Raw genomic sequence first — 17,778 nt, forward strand, 5'->3', positions numbered from 1 at the left:
GTAATCCGCCCGACCAGCGACAACCGCGTACGGTGGCACCTACCCTTGGCAATCGCTCAAGATCACGAAGACGTTACGGACCCGCTCAGACGGGTCCGGCAAGCGTGGAATCAGGCGGGCAGTTCGGCGGCCGGATCCTGCACCCGGCGTGCCTCGGGCACCCGGCGTTCGGCCGGTTCCCAACCGGGCGGGCCGAACGCGTAACCGAGCTTGTCGCGCCACCGGCGGGCTTGGCGCACGTCGCGCAGGATCGCCATGTACTCGTAGGTCTGCAGCGTCCAGATGTTGTAGGTGTCGACCTGCTTGGTCAGGCCGTAGCGCGGACGCGCGGTCTCCGGCTGGAAGGTGCCGAACAGCCGGTCCCACAGGATGAAGATGCCCCCGTAGTTCTTGTCCAGGTACTGCTGATCCATCCCGTGGTGCACCCTGTGGTGCGACGGCGTGTTGAAGATGAACTCGATTGGCGCCCAGAGTTTTCCGATGCGCTCGGTGTGAATCCAGAACTGGTAGATCAGGTTGATCGAGAAGCTGGCGAACACCATCCACGGCGGCACGCCCAGCAGCGGCAGCACGGCGCGCAGGAACACGTCGCCGCTGATGTTCCACTTCTGGCGCAGCGCGGTGGCGAAGTTGAAGTACTGGCTGGAGTGGTGGGCCTGATGCGTCGCCCAGATCAGCCGCACCCGGTGGGCGATGCGGTGATAGACGTAATACATCAGGTCGACGCCCACGATCGCGATGACCCAGGTGTACCAGGCGTTGGCGGGCAGCTGCCACGGCGCCACATATGCGTACAGCGCGGCGTAGCCCAGCAGCGCGATGAAGTTGACCACCCCGCTGGTCAGGACCGACACCGCGCCCATCGAGACGCTGGTCCACGCGTCGGGCCTGGAATACGCACCGGCCGGTGGCCGCTCGGCCCGGCCCTCCTCGTGCGCCAGTTTGCGCGCCGCGGCCCATTCGATCGCCAGCAGCAACAGGAAGAACGGCACCGCGAACATCACGGGGTCGTGCATCAGGGGTGGCAGCACGTCCGCGAAAGTCCGACTCCAGTCCACGTCAGCACCTCCGCCGCAGAGTCTACGTTCTAGCGGAAGCTGAGCACCTGATCGCCCCAGGCCGAGCGCACGTCGGCGTCCGGGTCATCGAGCACCGTGTCCTGGGCGTCGATGACCAGGGTGGCCCGGTCGTCCTTGCGGTACGGGCGCCAGTGCGGACCGCCGTGGCGATCCGCCGGGGTGGCGTCGACGGCGAAGTTCAACCAGCGGCTGCGCATGCGCGCCGAGACCGCCCGGCCCGTCTTCAATCCGCCCAGCTTGAACGTGGGGTCCCGCGGGCCCGCGACGAGGTTGCCCCACACATAGGGCAGCTCGGTGGCGTGGGCGGCGCCCAGCCGCAGCAGCCGCAGCATCGGGGTGGCGAAGTCGAACCGGTACAGATACACGGGCGCGACGTCGCTGTGGCCCTCCGCGAACCAGATCGACGGCATGCGGAACCCGATATCGCGGGCGACGCCCAACCCGATGATCTTGGGGCGGCCGCGGTAGGCCGCCCGGATCTGCGCCTCGCTCGGCAGCTGCAGCCCGGGCTGTTCGGCGGCGATGGCCGCGAACATGGCGCGAATGGCCTGCGGGGTGACCGGCATCAGCGGCGACTTCATCCAGCGGAACAGCGCGGCCTCGTGCTTGTTGGTGCCGATGATCAGCGGGACCGGGTGGGTGCGGCCCTGGCGGGCCAGCTCGACCGGGTGTGCGGGCACGATGTCGCCGTCGATGATCGGGGCGAACGCCAGCGTGCCCGGCGTCGCCGACGGGACGGCGTCGAACACCCGCTGGGCCGCGGCGTTGACGACGGAGATGGGAACCGACGGCAGGTGATGCGTCTCGTCGGTGCGCATGTCGAGCGTGTCGAGGAACTGGTTGGCGACGCGGCCGGCGCGCTCGCGGTCATAGATCGAGGTCGCCGGGGAGCTCTGCGCGACGGCCGCGCTGAACAGTCCGGCCGCGGCCGGGCTGGCCAGCAGGGTGGTCACGATGCCGGCGCCCGCGGATTCGCCGAACACCGTGACGCGGTCGGGATCTCCCCCGAACGCCGCGATGTTGTCGCGGACCCAGCGCAGCGCGAAGAGCACGTCGCGGACGCCGACGTTGGTGGCGAACCGGTCGCCGAACGACGACAGGTCCAGGAACCCGAGACCGCCGAGCCGGTAGTTGATCGTGACGATGATCGCGTCGCCCGAGCCGGCCAGCGTGCGCCCGTGATACAGCGGCTGTGCCGATGAGCCGATGATGTACGCGCCGCCGTGGACCCAGACCATCACCGGCTTTGCGGCGCCGGCCTCGGTGTCCGAGGACGCCCACACGTTGAGCGTCAGGCAGTCGTCGCCCTGCGGCGCACCCAGGTCGAGCGGAATTCTCGGGTCGGTCGGTTGCGGGCAGACCGGGCCCACCCTGGTGGCGTCACGCGGCTCGGTCCACGGCTGCGGCGGTTCGGGCGCCCGCCAGCGCAGCTCGCCGGTCGGCGCGGCGGCGTACGGGATGGCCTTCCAGGACTTCACCGTGCCGTCGTCGATACCGCGCACGGGTCCGTTGGTGGTGTCGACGACGAGTGTGTGTCCGGTTGCGTGCTCCGCGTCGGCCGTCATGCGGATCAGGTTACCCGCGGGTTCACCACCGCCCAGACGGACATTTGGGCGCATTTCACCCCCTTTTCGCGCCCAAAGGTGCATTTGGGCGTTCGGTTCGACGGCCTTCGGGCGTAGGTCGGCTAATTTGTTCGCGTGCGGAACTGGGTGCTGCTTGGCGCGGCGGTCATCGCGGAGATCGCCGCCACACTGTCATTACGTGCCTCCCACGACCACTCGGCGTGGTTGGCGGTCGTGATCGTCGGATACCTCACGGCGTTCAGCCTGTTGACGCTGGTGCTGCGCACCGGCATGGCCGTCGGGGTGGCCTACGGCATCTGGGGTGCACTGGGCACCGCGGGCACCGCGGCGCTGGCGGCCGCCATCTTCGGCGACCCGTTCACGTGGCCGATCGTCGCGGGCATCGGGTTGATCATCGCCGGGGTGCTGCTGGTCGAGTTCGGATCGGAGCGCGCGACCGCGGCGGACGCGCCGTGATGTGGATGGCGCTGGCGGGCGCGATCGGCTTCGAGGTGTTCGCGACGATGTCGCTGCGGGCATCGGAGGGGTTCCGCAAGCGGGCCTGGATCGCGCCGGTGGTCCTCGGCTACCTGGCGTCGTTCTATCTGCTGTGGATCACGCTGTCGCTGGGCATGCCGGTGGGCGTGGCCTACGGGGTGTGGACCGCGTGCGGGGTGGCGCTGGTGGCGCTGATCGCCCGCGGGGTGTTCCGCGAACCGCTGACCCTGACGATGTTGTTGGGTATCGCGCTCATCGTCGCCGGTGTGCTCACGATCGAGATGGCCGGCGTCGCGCACTGAGCGCACCCGCCAGCAGCACCACCAACAGCCCCGCGATCGGCACGCCGAGCAGCCCGACCCGCAGGCTGGCCGCGTCGGCGACCAGCCCGACCAGCAGCGGCGCCCCGAAGAAACCCAGCCGCATCAGCCAGGTCACCGCCGTCAGCCCGGTGCCCGGACGCAGTCCCGGCAGCTGGTCGGCGCCGTGCATGGCCGACGGAATCAGCGTGGCCACGCCGAAACCCGCGGCCCCGAACCCGGCGATGGTGCCGGGCACGGACGGCACGGCCAACGCGGCGCCCATCCCCGCCGCGGCGATGAACCCGCCGGCACGGACCACCGCCCGTTCACCGAACCTGTCGACACACCGGTCCCCGATCAGCCGCCCGACGAACATGGCGCCGACCAACGCGACGTATCCGAACGCCGCCAGTGGCCCTGGCGCGCCCAGGCTGTCGCGCAGATACAGTGTGGCCCAGGAACTTCCGGCGTCCTCGATGGTTGCCCCCGCCACCGCGATGAGCACCAGCGCGAGCAGCGTCGCATACACCGCGACGCCCGCTGTTCCCCCGCCCCCGGTGCGCGCCGCCGGGTGGTCGTCGTGGTCGGGACCGGGCAGCAGACAGGGGTAGGCGGCGATGACCACCGCGCTGAGCACGACCGCCGCGGCGCCCAGGTGCACGGCCCGGGAGATGTCCAGCGCGATGGCGGCCGCACCGGTCATGCCGCCGAGGATCGCGCCGGCCGCCCACACCGCGTGAAACGAGTTGATGATCGAGCGGCCGTAGTTGCGTTGCACGCGCAGCCCGTGCGCGTTCTGCGCGACGTCGGTGACCGCGTCGCACGCGCCCGCGACGAACAGCGCACCCGCCAGCAGCGCGGCGGACGGGGCCACCCCGGCAAGCAGGACGAACGTGGCGATCCCGACGGTGCCGACGACGGTCACCCGCGACGAGCGGAACCGGCGGATCAGCGCCGCGGCGGTCAGCCCGGCCACCAGCGCGCCCGCGGAGAAGGCGGCGACCGCCGCGCCGTAGACCGCGTTGGACAGCGCCAGGTCGGCCTTGATCTCCGGATAGCGCGGCAGCAGGTTGGCGAAGACGGCGCCGTTGGTCAAGAACAGCACCGCGACGGCGGCGCGGGCCCGCCGGTTCTGCGCCGTGGCCGCGTGCAGCGGGTCGGGCGCCATGTTTGGCACCCTACCGATCACCCGGGCGCGCTACGGTCCCGCGAGATCGGGCGAATGCCGCCACGTGCCCGCGGGTACACCTCGGTCGTGATGGTCTGCCATGGGTGCCATGGGAAAGTGCAACAGGCAAGATTGACCGCATGACGGGCCTGCCGCAGTCGCTGGTCGAGTTGGCGCGGCGCTACGGGGTCGCCACCGAGTACGAGGACTGGACCGGTCAGCGCGTCCGGGTCGCCGATACGACGCTGATCGCCGTGCTCGACGCGCTGGGCGTGCAGGCCGGCACCGAACACCACCGCGAGGCGGCGCTGGCCGCACACGACCGCGCGTACTGGGCCCGTCCGCTGCCCCCGACCATCGTGACCCGCGCCGGAACCCCGTCGTCGTTCTGGGTTCACGTCACCCACGGCGACCCGGCGCGCGTGTGGCTCCGGCTCGAGCACGGCACCACCCGCACCGGGCTGCGTCAACTGGAAAACAACAGGGCGCCATACGATCTCGACGGCCTACTGATCGGAGAAGCCAGTTTCGAGTTGCCGCCCGATCTGCCGCTCGGCTACCACGAGCTGCATCTGCAACTCGGCGCCGACGAGGTCAGCACCGCCGTGATCGTCACCCCGGCGTCGCTCGCGCCGCCGCCGCGGCTGGACACCGGACGCAGCTGGGGGCTGGCCGTGCAGCTGTACAGCGTGCGCTCGCAGAAGTCTTGGGGCATCGGCGATCTGACGGACATGACGGACCTGGCGGTGTGGTCGGCGGCCGAACACGGGGCGGGTTTTCTTCTGGTCAACCCGCTGCACGCCGCCGCGCCGACCGCCCCGATGGAGCCGTCACCGTACCTGCCGACCTCGCGGCGGTTCGTCAACCCGATCTACCTGCGGCCGGAGGCGATTCCCGAGTACGCCTATCTGCGCGGCCGTGGTCGCAGCCGCAAGGCCCGCGAGCGGGTGCAGACCCAGGCCGATCGCTCCGAGTTGATCGACCGTGACGCCGCGTGGCGGGCCAAACGCGCCGCCCTGCAGGCGGTGTACCGCGTCGAGCGGTCCGCGGGCCGGGAGCTCGCCTACACCGCATACCGAAAACGCGAGGGCCGCAGCCTCGACGACTTCGCGATCTGGTGCGCGCTGGCCGAAAAGCACGGCAACGACTGGCACAACTGGCCGCACGAACTTCAGCATCCGGCCAACCCCGAGGTGGCCGAGTTCGCCGCCGAGCACGCCGCCGCGGTCGACTTTCACCGCTGGCTGCAGTGGCAGCTCGACGATCAGCTCAGCGCCGCGCAGGCCACGGCGCTGCGGGTCGGCATGAGCCTGGGCCTCATGCACGACCTCGCCGTCGGCGTGGACCCGAACGGGGCCGACGCGTGGGCGTTGCAGGACGTGCTGGCGCTGGGGGTCACCGCCGGTGCGCCGCCCGACGAGTTCAACCAACTCGGCCAGGACTGGTCGCAGCCGCCGTGGCGGCCCGACCAACTCGGGAAGCACGCCTACCGGCCGTTTCGCGCGCTGGTCAACGCCGTGCTGCGGCACGCGGGCGGCGTCCGCATCGACCACATCATCGGGTTGTTCCGGTTGTGGTGGATTCCCAAGGGCGCGGCGCCCACCGAAGGCACGTACGTGCGCTACGACCACGAGGCGATGATCGGCGTCGTCGCGTTGGAGGCGCACCGCGCCGGAGCCGTCGTGGTCGGCGAGGACCTCGGCACTGTCGAACCGTGGGTGCGGGACTATCTGAGCCGGCGCGGCCTGTTCGGCACGTCGATCCTGTGGTTCGAGATGGACCGCGACGGCCCCGAGGACAACCGGCCGCGGCCCGCCGAACGCTGGCGGGAGTACTGCCTGTCGGCCGTCACCACCCACGACCTGCCGCCGACCGCGGGCTACCTGGCCGGCGAGCATGTCCGGCTGCGCGAACGACTGGGGATGCTGACCCGGCCCGCCGAGGAGGAGTTGGCCGCCGACCGCCGCCAGCAGGCGGCCTGGCTCGACGAGCTACGCCGCGTCGGGCTGCTCGGCGAATCCCCTGGCGAGGCGCCCGACGTCGACGAGGTCGTCACCGCGCTGCACCGCTATCTGGGCCGCACCCCGTCGCGGCTGCTGGCGCTGTCGCTGGCCGACGCGGTCGGCGACCGGCGCACCCAGAACCAGCCGGGCACCACCGACGAATATCCCAACTGGCGTGTTCCGCTGACCGGCCCCGACGGGCGGAAACGGCTGGTGGAAGACGTGTTCACCGACACCCGCGCGGCCGCGCTCGCCGACATCATGCGGGCCGCGGTCGAGCCGCCGATGTAACGCGAAACGGGTTTGCTCCGGTTTCCCAATTGTCACGACTGCGATATGTTCGCACCGCCACCGACTTAGGAGAGATCACGTGAACAAGCTCGTTGTGCTCAGCGGTGGGCTGGTGGCCGCCGGCGGGGCGGCCCTGGTCGGGGCGGGCATCGCCATGTCCCAGCCGGCGGCGTCGTCGACCCTCAATGTCGTCGGCGAGCCGTACAACAAGGCGCTCAAGATCCTCCAGGCCCAGGGTTACAAGGGTTACTTCGGCGGCTCGTTCGGCAGCGTGCTGCGCCAGTCCGACTGCCTCGTGGACACCCAGAAGGTGACGTCGCGGGGCCGCATCCTGCTGATGCTGGACTGCAGCCAGGCCGCCGCCGACCGCCTCGAGCAGATGGGCCCCTCGGGCGGGCCCAGGGTGGGCGCCAACGGCGTCACCACCGTCACGCCGACCCCGGTCGTGCCGAACCAGGGCGCCCCCGGCGCGGGCATGGCGCCGCCGCCACCGCCGCCACCTGCGTGACGGCGAGCGTCAGGTCTCGACCATCCGCTTGAGGTTCTTCAGGGTCTGGCCCATGTTGCGGCTCACCTGCCCGGCGGCGACGCGGTCGGCGATCAGCCCGAGCAGGTTGCCCGCCGACTCGTAGGACAGCCGGAAGTTCACCTTGGTGGCGCCGTCAGCGGTCTCACGCAACCGGAACCGGCCCCGTTGGGACACGCCGGTGATCCCGATCCACGCCAGTTCGCGCGGCTGGTCGAACTCGACGACCTCCACCGAGCCGCCGATCGGCACCGAACCGATCTTCCAGTGCACGGTGTATCGCGCACCCACTCCGGGCGGTGCGTCGGTCACGGTCTCCCAGCGCTGCAGGCTGGCCATGAACCGCGGATAACAGGCGGGGTCGCTGACCACCCGCCACACCTCGTCGCGGTTGGCATCGATGACGCAATGCCGTTGCAGCCGCATCGATCAGCCGATCACCGGGAAGCGGCGTTCGGCGGCCAACCGGTCCACGGCTGCCTGCAGGCTGCCGATGAGCTTGTCGTGGATGACGTCGTCGTCGGCGCCGCGCACCTCCTCGGCCGTGATCGGTTCCTGTGCCTCGACGACGATCTTGGCGGGCAGCGGGATGTGCCCGGCGAGGTCGCCGATCACCAGCCCCCACGGCGGGGCGATCGCGATCGGCACACTCTTGAGCCGAAACATCTTGTCCACCCGCAGAAGTCTGGCCAGCCACTGGCCGCGGCTGAGAAAGAGCACGCTTTCCTGGCCGCCGACGCTCGCGACCGGAACGATGGGCACGCCGGCCTCGCGGGCCAGCTGGACATAGCCTTTGCGCCCGCCGAAATCGACCCGGTTGCGCTCCCACGACGGCCGGAACACCTCGTAGTCGCCGCCGGGATAGACCAGCAGCGCCGCCCCCGATTTCAGTGCCAGCTGGGCGTTTTCGTGGTTGGCGGCCACGGTGCCGAACTTGCGCAGTGACGCCAGCGGCGGCGCGGACACCACGAGGTTGTGTGCGAGCTGGTAGAACGGCCGCTCCACCCCGAAGTAGGAGCAGAACGCCAAACTGAACACGAACGTGTCCGGCGGGACGTTGCCGCCGCTGTGGTTTCCCACCAGCAGCACCGGACCCTCGGCGGGGATGCGGTCCAGCCCGCGCACGTCGGCGCGGAAGTACAGCGACGCGACCAGCCACAGACCGGGGAGTTGTTCACGGATGTAGTCCGGGTCGCGCTGGTCCAGGTCGGCCCTCGGAACCCGGGTTGTCACTTGATGCTTGACCCATTCGAGCACGTCGTCGACGCCCGCCATGCCGAAACGTATTGACCGGCCCGCCGCGGGTGAAACCTGCGTTCCCACATACTGGCTAGACTCCCTGCAAGGCTGTCTCGAAGGGAGGCCGCGATGAAGCGAAATTCGGCACTGCGTCCACGCCGTTTCGACCGCGAGATCGACCCGGGCCCCGTGCAGATTCAGGCCCGCAAGGTGCACTTCGACGTCGACGGCATTCCGCTGCACTGGATACCCGGCCATCCGGTGGCCTCCAACGTGGTGAGCCTGCTCAACGTGGTGCTGCCGGCCGCCGAACGGTGGTTCGTCGACACCTTCAACGAGGCGTTGCCGCTGGTGAGCGATCCACACCTGGCCGACGACATGCGCGGGTTCATCGGCCAGGAGGCCACCCACGCCGACGTGCACGAGCAGGTCCTGCACGAGTACATGGTGGTCAACGGCATCGATCCCAAACCGATCCTCGACCAGATCGAGTATGTGTTCGAAAAGATGCTGGCCCCAAGCACTTCCACCGACCCCAAACGCCGGCTCAACCAGCTGTGCGACCGGCTGTGGCTGATCGCGGCGATCGAGCACTACACCGCGGTGATGGGCGACTTCGCACTCAACTGCGCGTGGGACGACCACAACGCCGACCCGACCATGGTCGACCTGTTCCGCTGGCACGGCAGCGAAGAGGTCGAGCACCGCAACGTCGCCCATGACGTGGCCGTGTATTTCCACGACAGCTATCTGGACCGGATCCGCGCCATGTCGACCGCGGTGGTGATGATCTTCGTGTTCTTCCAGCGCGCCGCCTGGTACCTGATGCGTAACGACCCCAACCTGGACATCGGCTGGTGGAGGTTCAACCTGCTGCGGATGCGCGACTCCAAGCTGGGTCTGTTGCCCAAGTACCGCAAGTTGTTCGGGTCCAACACGCTGATGTACTTCCGGCCGGGGTTCTCCCCCGAGGAGATGGGCTCGACGGCGCAGGCGGTCGCCTACCTCGCCAAATCCCCCGCCGCCCGCGCGGCCCACATTTGATGGGACTTTTCGACAGACTCCGGCAGACGCCGCCCAGTGCCTTCGGCCGGATGCGCCACGATCTGTCGTTGCGAGTGGCCGACGCCGCGATCAGCGGGATGTGGGCCGTCTCGGGACGGCTCCGCAATGCCGCCGCGCCCCCGGCCGCCGACCGCACCATCGCGCTGAAGGTCGCCGAACGCCGGGTCGTCGCGCGTGATCAGGACGTCGTCGCCGTGTCCTTCGTCGGCGCCGACGGCGACGCGCTGCCCCGCTGGCACCCCGGCGCCCACATCGACCTGCACCTGCCCAGCGGTCTGATCCGGCAGTACTCGCTGTGCGGGGATCCCGCCGACGCGCACACCTACCGCATCGCGGTGCGGCGCATCCCCGACGGCGGCGGCGGATCCGTCGAGGTGCACGACACCCTGCACCCGGGCGCCGTCGTCACCACGCACGGGCCGCGCAACGCGTTCCCGCTGACCGTGCCCGGCTACGGTTCGCCGACGCGGCGCTTCCGGTTCATCGCCGGCGGCATCGGGATCACCCCGATCCTGCCGATGCTGGGCCTGGCCGAGCGCCTCGGCGTGGACTGGTCGATGGTGTACGCCGGACGCACCCCCGACAGCCTGCCGTTCCTCGACGAGATCGCAGGGTTCGGCGACAAGATCACCGTGCGCACCGACGACCGCAGCGGGCTGCCGAGCGCCGGGGACCTACTCGGCGACTGCACGGCCGGGACCGCGGTCTACGCGTGCGGCCCAGCCCCGATGCTGACCGCGATTCGCGCCGAGCTGGTCGGCCGCGACGATGTCGAACTGCACTTCGAGCGGTTCGCGGCGCCGCCCGTCGTCGACGGCAGGGAGTTCTCGGTGACGCCGGCCTCGACGGGCGACTCCGTACGCGTCGGCGCCGACGAGACGCTGCTGGCCGCGCTGAACCGCGCAGGTGTACACGCCCGGTACTCGTGTCAGCAGGGGTTCTGCGGAACCTGCCGCACCCGGGTGCTCGCGGTGGCCGACGGCAGCGTCGAGCATCGCGACACGCTGCTCACCGACCCCGAACGCGACGCGGGGATGATGCTGATCTGTGTGTCGCGCGGCACCGAGGGTTCGGATCTGACGCTCGACCTGTAGGCGCGTCTCGTAATATTTCGGCCATGCCCTTGGCCGATGGTGCGACGTTCGCTGGATACACCATCGTGCGGTTGCTCGGCTCCGGCGGCATGGGCGAGGTGTATCTCGCCCAGCACCCCCGGCTGCCACGCCGCGACGCGCTCAAGGTGTTGCCCGCATCGGTGTCCAACGACCGGGAGTACCGCGAGCGGTTCAACCGAGAAGCCGATATCGCCGCCACGCTGTGGCACCCGCACATCGTGGGCGTGCACGACCGCGGTGACTTCGAGGGCCAGCTGTGGATCTCGATGGACTACGTCGAGGGCACCGACGCCGCGCAGTTGTTGCGGGAACGGCACACCTACGGGATGCCCAGCGCTCAGGTCGTCGCCATCGTCTCCGCGGTCGCCGATGCGCTCGATTACGCCCACCAACGCGGCCTGCTGCACCGCGACGTCAAGCCCGCCAACATCCTGCTCGCCCATCCGGAGTCAGGTGACGAGCGAATTATGTTGGCTGACTTCGGAATTGCCCGCTGGGTGGACGACGCCAGCGGGCTGACCGCCACGAATATGACGGTCGGCACGGTGGCCTACGCGGCTCCCGAACAGCTGATGGGTGAACAGCTCGACGGTCGGTCGGACCAGTATGCGTTGGCCGCCACCGCCTATCAGCTGCTGACCGGTTCCCCGCCGTTTCACAACTCGAACCCGGCGGTGGTCATCAGCCAACACCTGTCGGCGTCCCCGCCCGCCATCGGCGCGCACCGCCCGGAACTCTCCAACCTGGACCCCGTCTTCGCCAAGGCGCTGGCCAAGAACCCGAACGACCGGTTCGAGCGGTGCGCCGACTTCGCGCGGGCGCTCAGCCACCGCCTCCAGAGTGGGGTCGGTGACGACGACGCCACCCGCCTTGCGCCGGCCGCGCGGGCGCCGAAACGGCCGTGGCTGCGGGCCGGCATCCTGGTGCCCGCGGTGCTTGCGGTGTTGCTCGTGGTGGCGGTGGCGTTCGCGGTGATGGAGTTCCGCCAGGCCAAGGACGAGCTCGCCGAGGCCGACCGGACCCAGGCCACGACGTCGGCCACCACGGCCGCGCCACGGCCGCAGCCGCCCCCCGCGCCGCCGCCGGAGACGTCACCCACGACGACCACCACCACGGCGGCGCCGACGACCACCGCCGCTGCCGCGCCCACCGTCGTGATCGGCGCGGACTGCTCACCCGTCGGCGCCACCGGCACCACCGAGGACGGCTCGACGGCGTATTGCTCCACCCTGCAGAGCACCGGCGCGTCGATCTGGTCGCTGACCGAGGGCGAGGTTCCCAGCCCGACGGTCACCACCGCGGCCACCGACGTGCCCCTGCCCTTCGCGGAAGAGTCGCCGGTGCGGGTGTGCATGGAGCAGACCGGACAGACCCGCCGCGAGTGCCGAAGGGACATCCGCGAAAGCAACGGGCTGCCGCCGTTGCCATGAGGTTCGCCGTCGTCGCACCCGTCGCCGCGGGGGTCACCGCGGATCCGGTCTACATGTCCGCGTTCGCCGAGCACCTGGAGGCCTGCGGTTTCGAGTCCCTCGTGGTGGTCGAACACACCGTGCTGATGACGCAGTACGTCAGCGTCTATCCCTACGACCCGTCCGGGCGCGTCGAACTGCCCGCCGACTGCGTGGTCCCCGATCCCCTTGATCTGCTGGCGTTTCTGGCCGCGCGCACGCAGCGGCTGGGCCTGGCCACCGGGGTGCTGGTGTTGCCCAACCACCACCCGGTGGTGCTGGCCAAGCGGGTCGCCACCCTCGACGCGCTGTCGGGCGGACGGGTGCGGCTGTGCGTGGGTGTGGGCTGGCTCAAGGAGGAGATCCAGGCCTGCGGAACCGATTTCGCCAGCCGCGGCAGGCGCGCGGACGAACAGCTGCAGGTGATGCGGCTGCTGTGGCAGGACCGGCCCGAAGGGGTCAGCTTCCACGGCGAGTTCTTCGACTTCGATCACGCGATGTGCTATCCGAAACCTGTTGGGCCGGTGCCGATCACGATCGGCGGCCACAGCGCGGCGGCGGCGCGGCGGGCCGGCCGGCTCGGTGACGGCTTTCAGCCCCTCGGGGTCAGCGGGGCCGAGCTGGCCAGGCTGGTCGACGTCATGCGCAGCAGCGCGCAACAGCACGGGCGCGATCCCGATGCGCTGGAACTCTCTCTCGGGCACAGCGTTTCGAAGATCGACCGCGACCGCGCGGACAAACTCGCCGCGCTCGGCGCCGACCGTGTCGTGCTTGCGATGCCGCCCGTCACCGACATCGAGGAGGCCCGCGACGTGTTGTCGGCGTGCGCGCAGCGGCTGGGGCTCGCGCCGTGACCCTCGAGATCGCCGACCGGCTCGCCCTTGCCGACCTGGTGCACCTGTACGCCTCGGCCGTCGACGACCGCCGGTTCGACGACGTGGTCGAGTTGTTCACCGAGACCGCCGAATTGCGCCTACCCGACCCGCCGCGGTCGCTGGAGCCGGTGCGCCGCATGCACGGCCGCGACGGCGTGCGCTCGGCGCTGGCGGCGCTGGCTGATCCGGCCAAGGTCGCCCGCACCGAACACGCGATCGTCAGCGAGGTGTACGCCGCCGGTGACGAGCGCGGCTACGCCCTGGGCCGGATCACCTGCATCGCTCACCACTGGACGGCGGCCGACGGCCGCATCACCGACCTGGTCTGGCATCTGCGTTACGACGACGAGTACATGCGGACACCGGCCGGCTGGCGCTTCCACGGCCGCGCCCTGACCATCAACGCGATCGAGACCCGCCCGGTTCGCCGGCTTCGAGCGCCGCGAGCAGCTGATCGAGCAGCGGGCGCTGACCCTTCAGCAGCTTCGACCGAGCCTGTTCCACGGAAAACCAACCGACCCGGTCGATCTCGGGGAACTCCCTGATCCTGCCGGACCCCTTCGGCCACTCCATCTCGAACGTGTTCGACACGGCGCCCGTGATGTCGAGATCGCCGCGGATGGCGAACGCGGTGATCACCTTGCCGCTGGGCTGTTTGACCGGCGCGAGCTCGATGCGCGGGCCCTCAGGTGGCGGCTTGCCGACTTCCTCGACGAACTCGCGTTGCGCGACCGTCCACGGGTCCTCCCCTTCGGTGTACTCCCCCTTGGGAATCGACCACGCGCCGTCGTCCCTGCGGGCCCAGAACGGCCCGCCGGGATGGCCGATGAGCACTTCCACGTCGCCGTCGACCACGCGGTAGAGCAGCAGCCCGGCGCTGAGTTTCGGCATCTCTTCCCCTTTACCGGCGAGCGTGCGTGCTCCCCTCGCTTCGCGGTGGGCCCAGAAGCCGACACGCCTAGCGAAAGCGCGAGTTTTCGCACGCTCACGACCTTCGCCGTTCGGCCCGACGACCGACCCATCCGGCGTAGCATCTGCGGATCATGGCCGACCTGTTGAACGGTATCCCGCGGGTGGATCCGACGAGCCGCCCGGGCATCATGCGCCGCGCTGCGGGCCGAGCCCTCGAGACGAAGCTCGGCTCCACGGCGCACCGTCGGCTCATCGCGCCGCTCGACGGTCCGCTGATGCGCCTCAGCGGCGGTCGGCTGAACTTCGCAAAGGGCATCCTTCCGCTCGTGGTGCTGCGCACGACCGGGGCGCGGTCCGGACAGCCGCGCGATGTTCCGCTGGGCTATTTCACCGACGGCGACGACGTCATCCTCATCGCCTCCAACTACGGGCAGGCAAAGCACCCGGCGTGGTATCACAACCTGCTCAAGAACCCGCACTGCGAACTGTTCGCCGACGGCCGCCCCGACCGAGGCGGCCGGTTCGTGGCCCGGCCCACCGAGGGCGCCGACCACGACCGGCTGTTCGCGCTCGCTGAGGGATACGCGTCGAACTTCAAGTCGTACGCGACCCAAACCCGCGGCGTGCGCACCATCCCGGTGATGCGGCTGGCCCCCGAAACCTAGGGACCGCTCAGTACTTGCGGTCCCCCTCGCTGCTGTCGAAGAAGGCCCAGTGGCCGTCGTCGGCCTTGACCTCCATGCGCCAGCCCAGCTCCGGGTTGGCCTTCTGGTCGACGAACCAGGCGTGCGCCTCGTCGGCGCTCTCGATGTCCTTGGTGTCGACGACATCACCTTCAGGGTTCAACACGCGATAGGTAGCCATGCTGGTAGCGTTCCCGCTTCGGCGGCGGTCCAATCAGTGCGCCTTCGGCAACGGGATGCCTTCGCTGGCGGAGAAATGCGCGTCCTCCTGCGTGGACAACCCGATCGACACCACCGAGCGGTCGAAGAGCATATCGGTGAGGTACGCCAGCGCCACCGCCCACCGGTTCACGCCCCGCGGAATGGCGTAGAGGTGATAGATCCGCGCCACGGTCTTGGCGGGAAACCCTGACAGCCGCACGTTGAGCGGATTGGCGACGGCGTACTTGGGTCCGAGGTCGACGACCAAGCCCATGTTTCGATGCTTGTACTTTTTCGGCTTGCCGTAGCCCAGGCTCGCGGCCACGTTGCGGCCCAACAGCTTTCCCTGCCGGGTGGCGTGCTGAGCCGTCGGCGGGGTGATCTTGCCGGGCTGGGTCACGTCGGGCACGGCAGCGGCGTCACCGGCGGCGAACACGTCGGGATGGCCGGGCACCTGCAACTCCGTGGTGACCTTCAACCGCCCTTTCTCGGTGGGCAGGCCCAGCTTCTCGATCAGCGGCGCGCCGGTGACACCGGTCACCCATGCCACCGTATAGGTGCGGATCAGCGAATCATCGCTGAGCACAACGTGTTCGGCGTGCACTTCCTTGAGTGTGACACCCAACCGGACGTCGATGCCCCGCGACCGCAGCACTTTCATGGCTGCTTCCCCGAGCTTCTCCCCCACCTCGGGCATCACCTGCTCGGCCAGATCCAGCAGCACGAACTTCACGGCGGCGGGGTCGAAGCCGATCTGCTTGGCCGCCGAATCGGCCAGCGCCCTCAGTTGTGCGGCGAGTTCGGTGCCGGAGTACGACGCGCCGACGACGACGATCGTGCGCCTGGCCTCGGCCCGGCCGGGATCGTCGTCGACGTCGGCGAGCTCGAGCTGTTGGATCACGTGGTCCCGCAGGTACAGTGCCTCGGCCGTGGACTTGAGCCCGCGAGCGTGTTCGGCCAGCCCCGGCACGTCGAACAGCCGGGTCACCGAGCCGGGCGTCAACACCAGCCGATCCCACGGCAGGCTGCGCGAGCGCTCCTCGGGATCTGTGAACGTGACGGTGCGTTCGCCGAAGTCGACCTCCTCCGCCCTGCCGCGGACGATCTGGACACCGCGCAGCGAGTTGGCCAGTGGGATGGCCACGAAGCGGGCGTCCACCAGGCCGCCCGCCACATCAGGGAGCAGCGGCGTGTAGAGCATGTAGTCGACCGGCGAGACGATCGAGATGTCGACGTAGGCCGCCCCGTCGGCTGCGCTCTTGCGCAATCTCCTGGCGAGGCTGCGCGCGCACTCGAAACCGGTGAACCCACTGCCGACGATCACCACGGAGGTCATTGGACCCCACTCTACGGTCGATGTGCGGTGGGCGCCGCCAAGCCTTCACATCCGCGACGGCCATGGTCGATGCTGGGGACATGACCCGCCCGCGGCCACTGCGCCGGTTCGACCCGTTCCGGCCGATCGACATGCTGACGTCGTTGTGGTCGGCCGCGACCGTGGCGCCGGTCAGCGGTGCGACGGTGGCCTACCGGTCGTTGTTCACGACGCTGCGCCGGCTCGCGGTCGGACGCCGGCTGACCGTGCGCCTCGACGACGGCGTCGTGACGCTCACCGTCACGGAGTTCGACTCCCGCCTGGACCCGCGCACGCTCTCGGTCGGCCAGCTCGACGACGTCCGCTTGGCGGCGCGCGACATCCGGTGGAATTCCGGCGAATTCGACCACGCGACCGCGGTGCTGCACAACGTGCACGTACGGCCGACCGCTCCGCCGGTGCTGGTGGCCGCGCCGGTGGAACTGACCCTCGAGGTGCCCTCGGCCGTCGTCGACGGCGTGCTGCAGAAGGCCGCACCACGGTGGTGCGCCACGTTCGGCGCCGACGGAGTCGCCCGGTTGCGGCTGGCGCGACGGCCGTCGGGGGGCCATCTCGAGGTCGACGCCCGCCTGGACTGCTCGACGGTCTGGCTCAAACCGCGCAACCTCGTCGTCGGCCGGTCACGGGTGGGGCTGCCGGCGCGCACGCCGCGCTATCCGTTGCACCTGCCCGAGCTGCCGAACGGTCTGCGGCTGACCGGCATCGCGTTTGCTCCCGACGTCGTCCGCCTGTCTGGAATCCTTCCAGAGTGGAGGATGGACGTGCCGCCCAGGCGGCTCGAGGACATCATCGGCGCGCTGAAGGTCGTGGGCCGGCCGCTGAACCTCTCCACTCTGGGTTGCTTGCTCTAGGCGTTTGCTCAATGTGACGCGCGCCATCATTCGATGGGCAAGTTCCTGCCAGCGATCAACCATTTACTGCCACCGGAATTAAACCGCTCACCTGCTGGTTTACCCAGATGAGCCGGCGCGAACACACCGAAAGCCGCAACGCCGCTTCGTATCGCGTGATTTTCGCTCGACGGCTCCACAACTGCAAAGGAAGGGCACGAAGATGAAGAGTTTCGGATTAGCGACCGTAGGCAGCGCCGCCGTAGCCGGGCTGGCTGCCGCAGTCATCGGGTTGGCCGCGCCGGTCGCCGCCGCCCCCACCGGTGACACCAACGCCCAGGACACGATCGCGCGCCTGCAGTCGGAGGGCCACACCGTGATCGTCAACCGCTTCGGTAACGCGCCACTGGATCAGGCCCAGGTGCTCTCTATCCGCCCGGGCACGACGTTCCAGCGCATTGACGCGGGCACGCCGATCATCGGTAGCAGCAAGAACTTCACCACCGTGCAGGACAAGACCGTCTACGTCGATGTCAGGTGACTTGAGCTAGTTGTAATGACCAGGCAGGTTGTGAACGGCGTGGCGTGAGGAAGTAGGTGAGG

General features: G+C 69.6%; 19 protein-coding genes and 1 pseudogene. 12 read left to right on the forward strand and 8 right to left on the reverse strand.

The features are described 5' to 3' along the window. Positions 1-110: 110 nt before the first annotated feature. Both MELE44368_RS06335 and MELE44368_RS06340 read right to left on the reverse strand, forming a co-directional pair. On the reverse strand, positions 111-1,016 hold the full coding sequence (locus tag MELE44368_RS06335) for a sterol desaturase family protein (RefSeq protein WP_128107750.1): 906 nt from the start codon (positions 1,014-1,016) through the stop codon (positions 111-113). Between the two features lie 71 nt (positions 1,017-1,087). Further along, the gene (locus MELE44368_RS06340; RefSeq protein ID WP_128107723.1) at positions 1,088-2,644 is read right to left on the reverse strand and encodes a carboxylesterase/lipase family protein; all 1,557 of its coding nucleotides are present in this window, start codon (positions 2,642-2,644) and stop codon (positions 1,088-1,090) included. Positions 2,645-2,779: 135 nt separating this feature from the next. Here MELE44368_RS06340 and MELE44368_RS06345 point away from each other — a divergent pair, with 135 nt between their 5' ends. Together MELE44368_RS06345 and MELE44368_RS06350 are read left to right on the forward strand one after the other, a co-directional pair. Beyond that, positions 2,780-3,121 carry a DMT family transporter gene (locus MELE44368_RS06345; RefSeq protein WP_128107724.1) on the forward strand — a complete coding sequence of 114 codons (342 nt, stop codon included), beginning with the start codon at positions 2,780-2,782 and terminating at the stop codon, positions 3,119-3,121. Next, positions 3,121-3,444 (forward strand): DMT family transporter, encoded by a 324-nt coding sequence (locus MELE44368_RS06350; RefSeq protein WP_164890035.1) that lies wholly within the window; start codon positions 3,121-3,123, stop codon positions 3,442-3,444. The genes MELE44368_RS06345 and MELE44368_RS06350 overlap by 1 nt, the downstream gene beginning before the upstream one ends. Here the strand turns inward: MELE44368_RS06350 and MELE44368_RS06355 are convergent. Then, positions 3,413-4,612, reverse strand: a complete 1,200-nt coding sequence (locus MELE44368_RS06355) for an MFS transporter (protein ID WP_128107726.1) — start codon at positions 4,610-4,612, stop codon at positions 3,413-3,415. The two genes, MELE44368_RS06350 and MELE44368_RS06355, sit on opposite strands and share 32 nt — an antisense overlap. A gap of 140 nt (positions 4,613-4,752) precedes the next feature. Here MELE44368_RS06355 and malQ point away from each other — a divergent pair, with 140 nt between their 5' ends. Together malQ and MELE44368_RS06365 are read left to right on the forward strand one after the other, a co-directional pair. Next, on the forward strand, positions 4,753-6,906 hold the full coding sequence (gene malQ, locus MELE44368_RS06360) for a 4-alpha-glucanotransferase (RefSeq protein ID WP_128107727.1): 2,154 nt from the start codon (positions 4,753-4,755) through the stop codon (positions 6,904-6,906). Between the two features lie 79 nt (positions 6,907-6,985). Next, a complete protein-coding gene (locus MELE44368_RS06365; RefSeq protein ID WP_064892016.1) occupies positions 6,986-7,414 on the forward strand; it encodes a hypothetical protein in 429 nt (142 codons plus the stop codon). A 9-nt stretch (positions 7,415-7,423) separates the two neighbouring features. Here MELE44368_RS06365 and MELE44368_RS06370 read toward each other — a convergent pair whose 3' ends face one another. Next, complete coding sequence (locus MELE44368_RS06370; protein WP_128107728.1) at positions 7,424-7,858, reverse strand: SRPBCC family protein; 435 nt, start codon at positions 7,856-7,858, stop codon at positions 7,424-7,426. Between the two features lie 3 nt (positions 7,859-7,861). Continuing rightward, positions 7,862-8,707: a lysophospholipid acyltransferase family protein gene (locus MELE44368_RS06375; protein ID WP_128107729.1), complete on the reverse strand. Its 846-nt coding sequence runs from the start codon at positions 8,705-8,707 to the stop codon at positions 7,862-7,864. 93 nt (positions 8,708-8,800) lie between these two features. Between MELE44368_RS06375 and MELE44368_RS06380 the strand changes: the two genes are divergently transcribed. From MELE44368_RS06380 to MELE44368_RS06400, 5 genes and pseudogenes are all read left to right on the forward strand, one after another. Beyond that, positions 8,801-9,715 carry a metal-dependent hydrolase gene (locus MELE44368_RS06380; RefSeq protein ID WP_128107730.1) on the forward strand — a complete coding sequence of 305 codons (915 nt, stop codon included), beginning with the start codon at positions 8,801-8,803 and terminating at the stop codon, positions 9,713-9,715. Next, positions 9,715-10,830 carry a PDR/VanB family oxidoreductase gene (locus MELE44368_RS06385; protein WP_128107731.1) on the forward strand — a complete coding sequence of 372 codons (1,116 nt, stop codon included), beginning with the start codon at positions 9,715-9,717 and terminating at the stop codon, positions 10,828-10,830. Before MELE44368_RS06380 ends, MELE44368_RS06385 begins: the two co-directional genes overlap by 1 nt. 23 nt (positions 10,831-10,853) lie before the next feature. Next, a complete protein-coding gene (locus MELE44368_RS06390) occupies positions 10,854-12,281 on the forward strand; it encodes a serine/threonine-protein kinase (protein ID WP_128107732.1) in 1,428 nt (475 codons plus the stop codon). After that, entirely contained in the window at positions 12,278-13,153 is an 876-nt protein-coding gene (locus MELE44368_RS06395; RefSeq protein ID WP_128107733.1) for an LLM class F420-dependent oxidoreductase, read from the forward strand. Before MELE44368_RS06390 ends, MELE44368_RS06395 begins: the two co-directional genes overlap by 4 nt. Further along, positions 13,150-13,551: pseudogene (locus tag MELE44368_RS06400) on the forward strand (nuclear transport factor 2 family protein); the annotation flags it as partial. The gene MELE44368_RS06395 and the pseudogene MELE44368_RS06400, both read left to right, overlap by 4 nt. Positions 13,552-13,573: 22 nt before the next feature. Here MELE44368_RS06400 and MELE44368_RS06405 read toward each other — a convergent pair. Further along, a complete protein-coding gene (locus tag MELE44368_RS06405) occupies positions 13,574-14,065 on the reverse strand; it encodes an NUDIX hydrolase (protein WP_128107734.1) in 492 nt (163 codons plus the stop codon). Positions 14,066-14,217: 152 nt separating this feature from the next. Between MELE44368_RS06405 and MELE44368_RS06410 the strand changes: the two genes are divergently transcribed. Beyond that, positions 14,218-14,751, forward strand: a complete 534-nt coding sequence (locus tag MELE44368_RS06410) for a nitroreductase/quinone reductase family protein (RefSeq protein ID WP_128107735.1) — start codon at positions 14,218-14,220, stop codon at positions 14,749-14,751. Positions 14,752-14,758: 7 nt separating this feature from the next. Here MELE44368_RS06410 and MELE44368_RS06415 read toward each other — a convergent pair whose 3' ends face one another. Both MELE44368_RS06415 and MELE44368_RS06420 read right to left on the reverse strand, forming a co-directional pair. Further along, complete coding sequence (locus tag MELE44368_RS06415) at positions 14,759-14,950, reverse strand: hypothetical protein (RefSeq protein ID WP_128107736.1); 192 nt, start codon at positions 14,948-14,950, stop codon at positions 14,759-14,761. A gap of 33 nt (positions 14,951-14,983) precedes the next feature. Further along, entirely contained in the window at positions 14,984-16,306 is a 1,323-nt protein-coding gene (locus MELE44368_RS06420) for an NAD(P)/FAD-dependent oxidoreductase (RefSeq protein ID WP_128107737.1), read from the reverse strand. Positions 16,307-16,386: 80 nt separating this feature from the next. Between MELE44368_RS06420 and MELE44368_RS06425 the strand changes: the two genes are divergently transcribed. Further along, entirely contained in the window at positions 16,387-17,196 is an 810-nt protein-coding gene (locus MELE44368_RS06425; protein WP_128107738.1) for a hypothetical protein, read from the forward strand. Between the two features lie 202 nt (positions 17,197-17,398). Then, positions 17,399-17,716, forward strand: coding sequence for a hypothetical protein (locus MELE44368_RS06430; RefSeq protein ID WP_128107739.1), 318 nt, complete (start codon positions 17,399-17,401; stop codon positions 17,714-17,716). Positions 17,717-17,778: the final 62 nt, after the last annotated feature.

Origin of the sequence: Mycolicibacterium elephantis DSM 44368, from assembly GCF_004014805.1 — a bacterium.
GTDB classification, from domain to species: Bacteria; Actinomycetota; Actinomycetes; order Mycobacteriales; family Mycobacteriaceae; genus Mycobacterium; species Mycobacterium elephantis.

Bases quoted from the DNA above. Each gene is read 5' to 3' on its own strand.
- MELE44368_RS06410 (WP_128107735.1), top strand. From the start codon at position 14,218: ATGGCCGACCTGTTGAACGGTATCCCGCGGGTGGATCCGACGAGCCGC.
- MELE44368_RS06375 (WP_128107729.1), bottom strand. From the start codon at position 8,707: ATGGCGGGCGTCGACGACGTGCTCGAATGGGTCAAGCATCAAGTGACA.
- MELE44368_RS06335 (WP_128107750.1), bottom strand. From the start codon at position 1,016: ATGCACGACCCCGTGATGTTCGCGGTGCCGTTCTTCCTGTTGCTGCTG.
- MELE44368_RS06405 (WP_128107734.1), bottom strand. From the start codon at position 14,065: ATGCCGAAACTCAGCGCCGGGCTGCTGCTCTACCGCGTGGTCGACGGC.
- MELE44368_RS06370 (WP_128107728.1), bottom strand. From the start codon at position 7,858: ATGCGGCTGCAACGGCATTGCGTCATCGATGCCAACCGCGACGAGGTG.
- MELE44368_RS06420 (WP_128107737.1), bottom strand. From the start codon at position 16,306: ATGACCTCCGTGGTGATCGTCGGCAGTGGGTTCACCGGTTTCGAGTGC.
- MELE44368_RS06390 (WP_128107732.1), top strand. From the start codon at position 10,854: ATGCCCTTGGCCGATGGTGCGACGTTCGCTGGATACACCATCGTGCGG.
- MELE44368_RS06380 (WP_128107730.1), top strand. From the start codon at position 8,801: ATGAAGCGAAATTCGGCACTGCGTCCACGCCGTTTCGACCGCGAGATC.
- MELE44368_RS06340 (WP_128107723.1), bottom strand. From the start codon at position 2,644: ATGACGGCCGACGCGGAGCACGCAACCGGACACACACTCGTCGTCGAC.
- MELE44368_RS06430 (WP_128107739.1), top strand. From the start codon at position 17,399: ATGAAGAGTTTCGGATTAGCGACCGTAGGCAGCGCCGCCGTAGCCGGG.
- MELE44368_RS06385 (WP_128107731.1), top strand. From the start codon at position 9,715: ATGGGACTTTTCGACAGACTCCGGCAGACGCCGCCCAGTGCCTTCGGC.
- MELE44368_RS06350 (WP_164890035.1), top strand. From the start codon at position 3,121: ATGTGGATGGCGCTGGCGGGCGCGATCGGCTTCGAGGTGTTCGCGACG.
- malQ (WP_128107727.1), top strand. From the start codon at position 4,753: ATGACGGGCCTGCCGCAGTCGCTGGTCGAGTTGGCGCGGCGCTACGGG.
- MELE44368_RS06395 (WP_128107733.1), top strand. From the start codon at position 12,278: ATGAGGTTCGCCGTCGTCGCACCCGTCGCCGCGGGGGTCACCGCGGAT.
- MELE44368_RS06355 (WP_128107726.1), bottom strand. From the start codon at position 4,612: ATGGCGCCCGACCCGCTGCACGCGGCCACGGCGCAGAACCGGCGGGCC.
- MELE44368_RS06425 (WP_128107738.1), top strand. From the start codon at position 16,387: ATGACCCGCCCGCGGCCACTGCGCCGGTTCGACCCGTTCCGGCCGATC.
- MELE44368_RS06415 (WP_128107736.1), bottom strand. From the start codon at position 14,950: ATGGCTACCTATCGCGTGTTGAACCCTGAAGGTGATGTCGTCGACACC.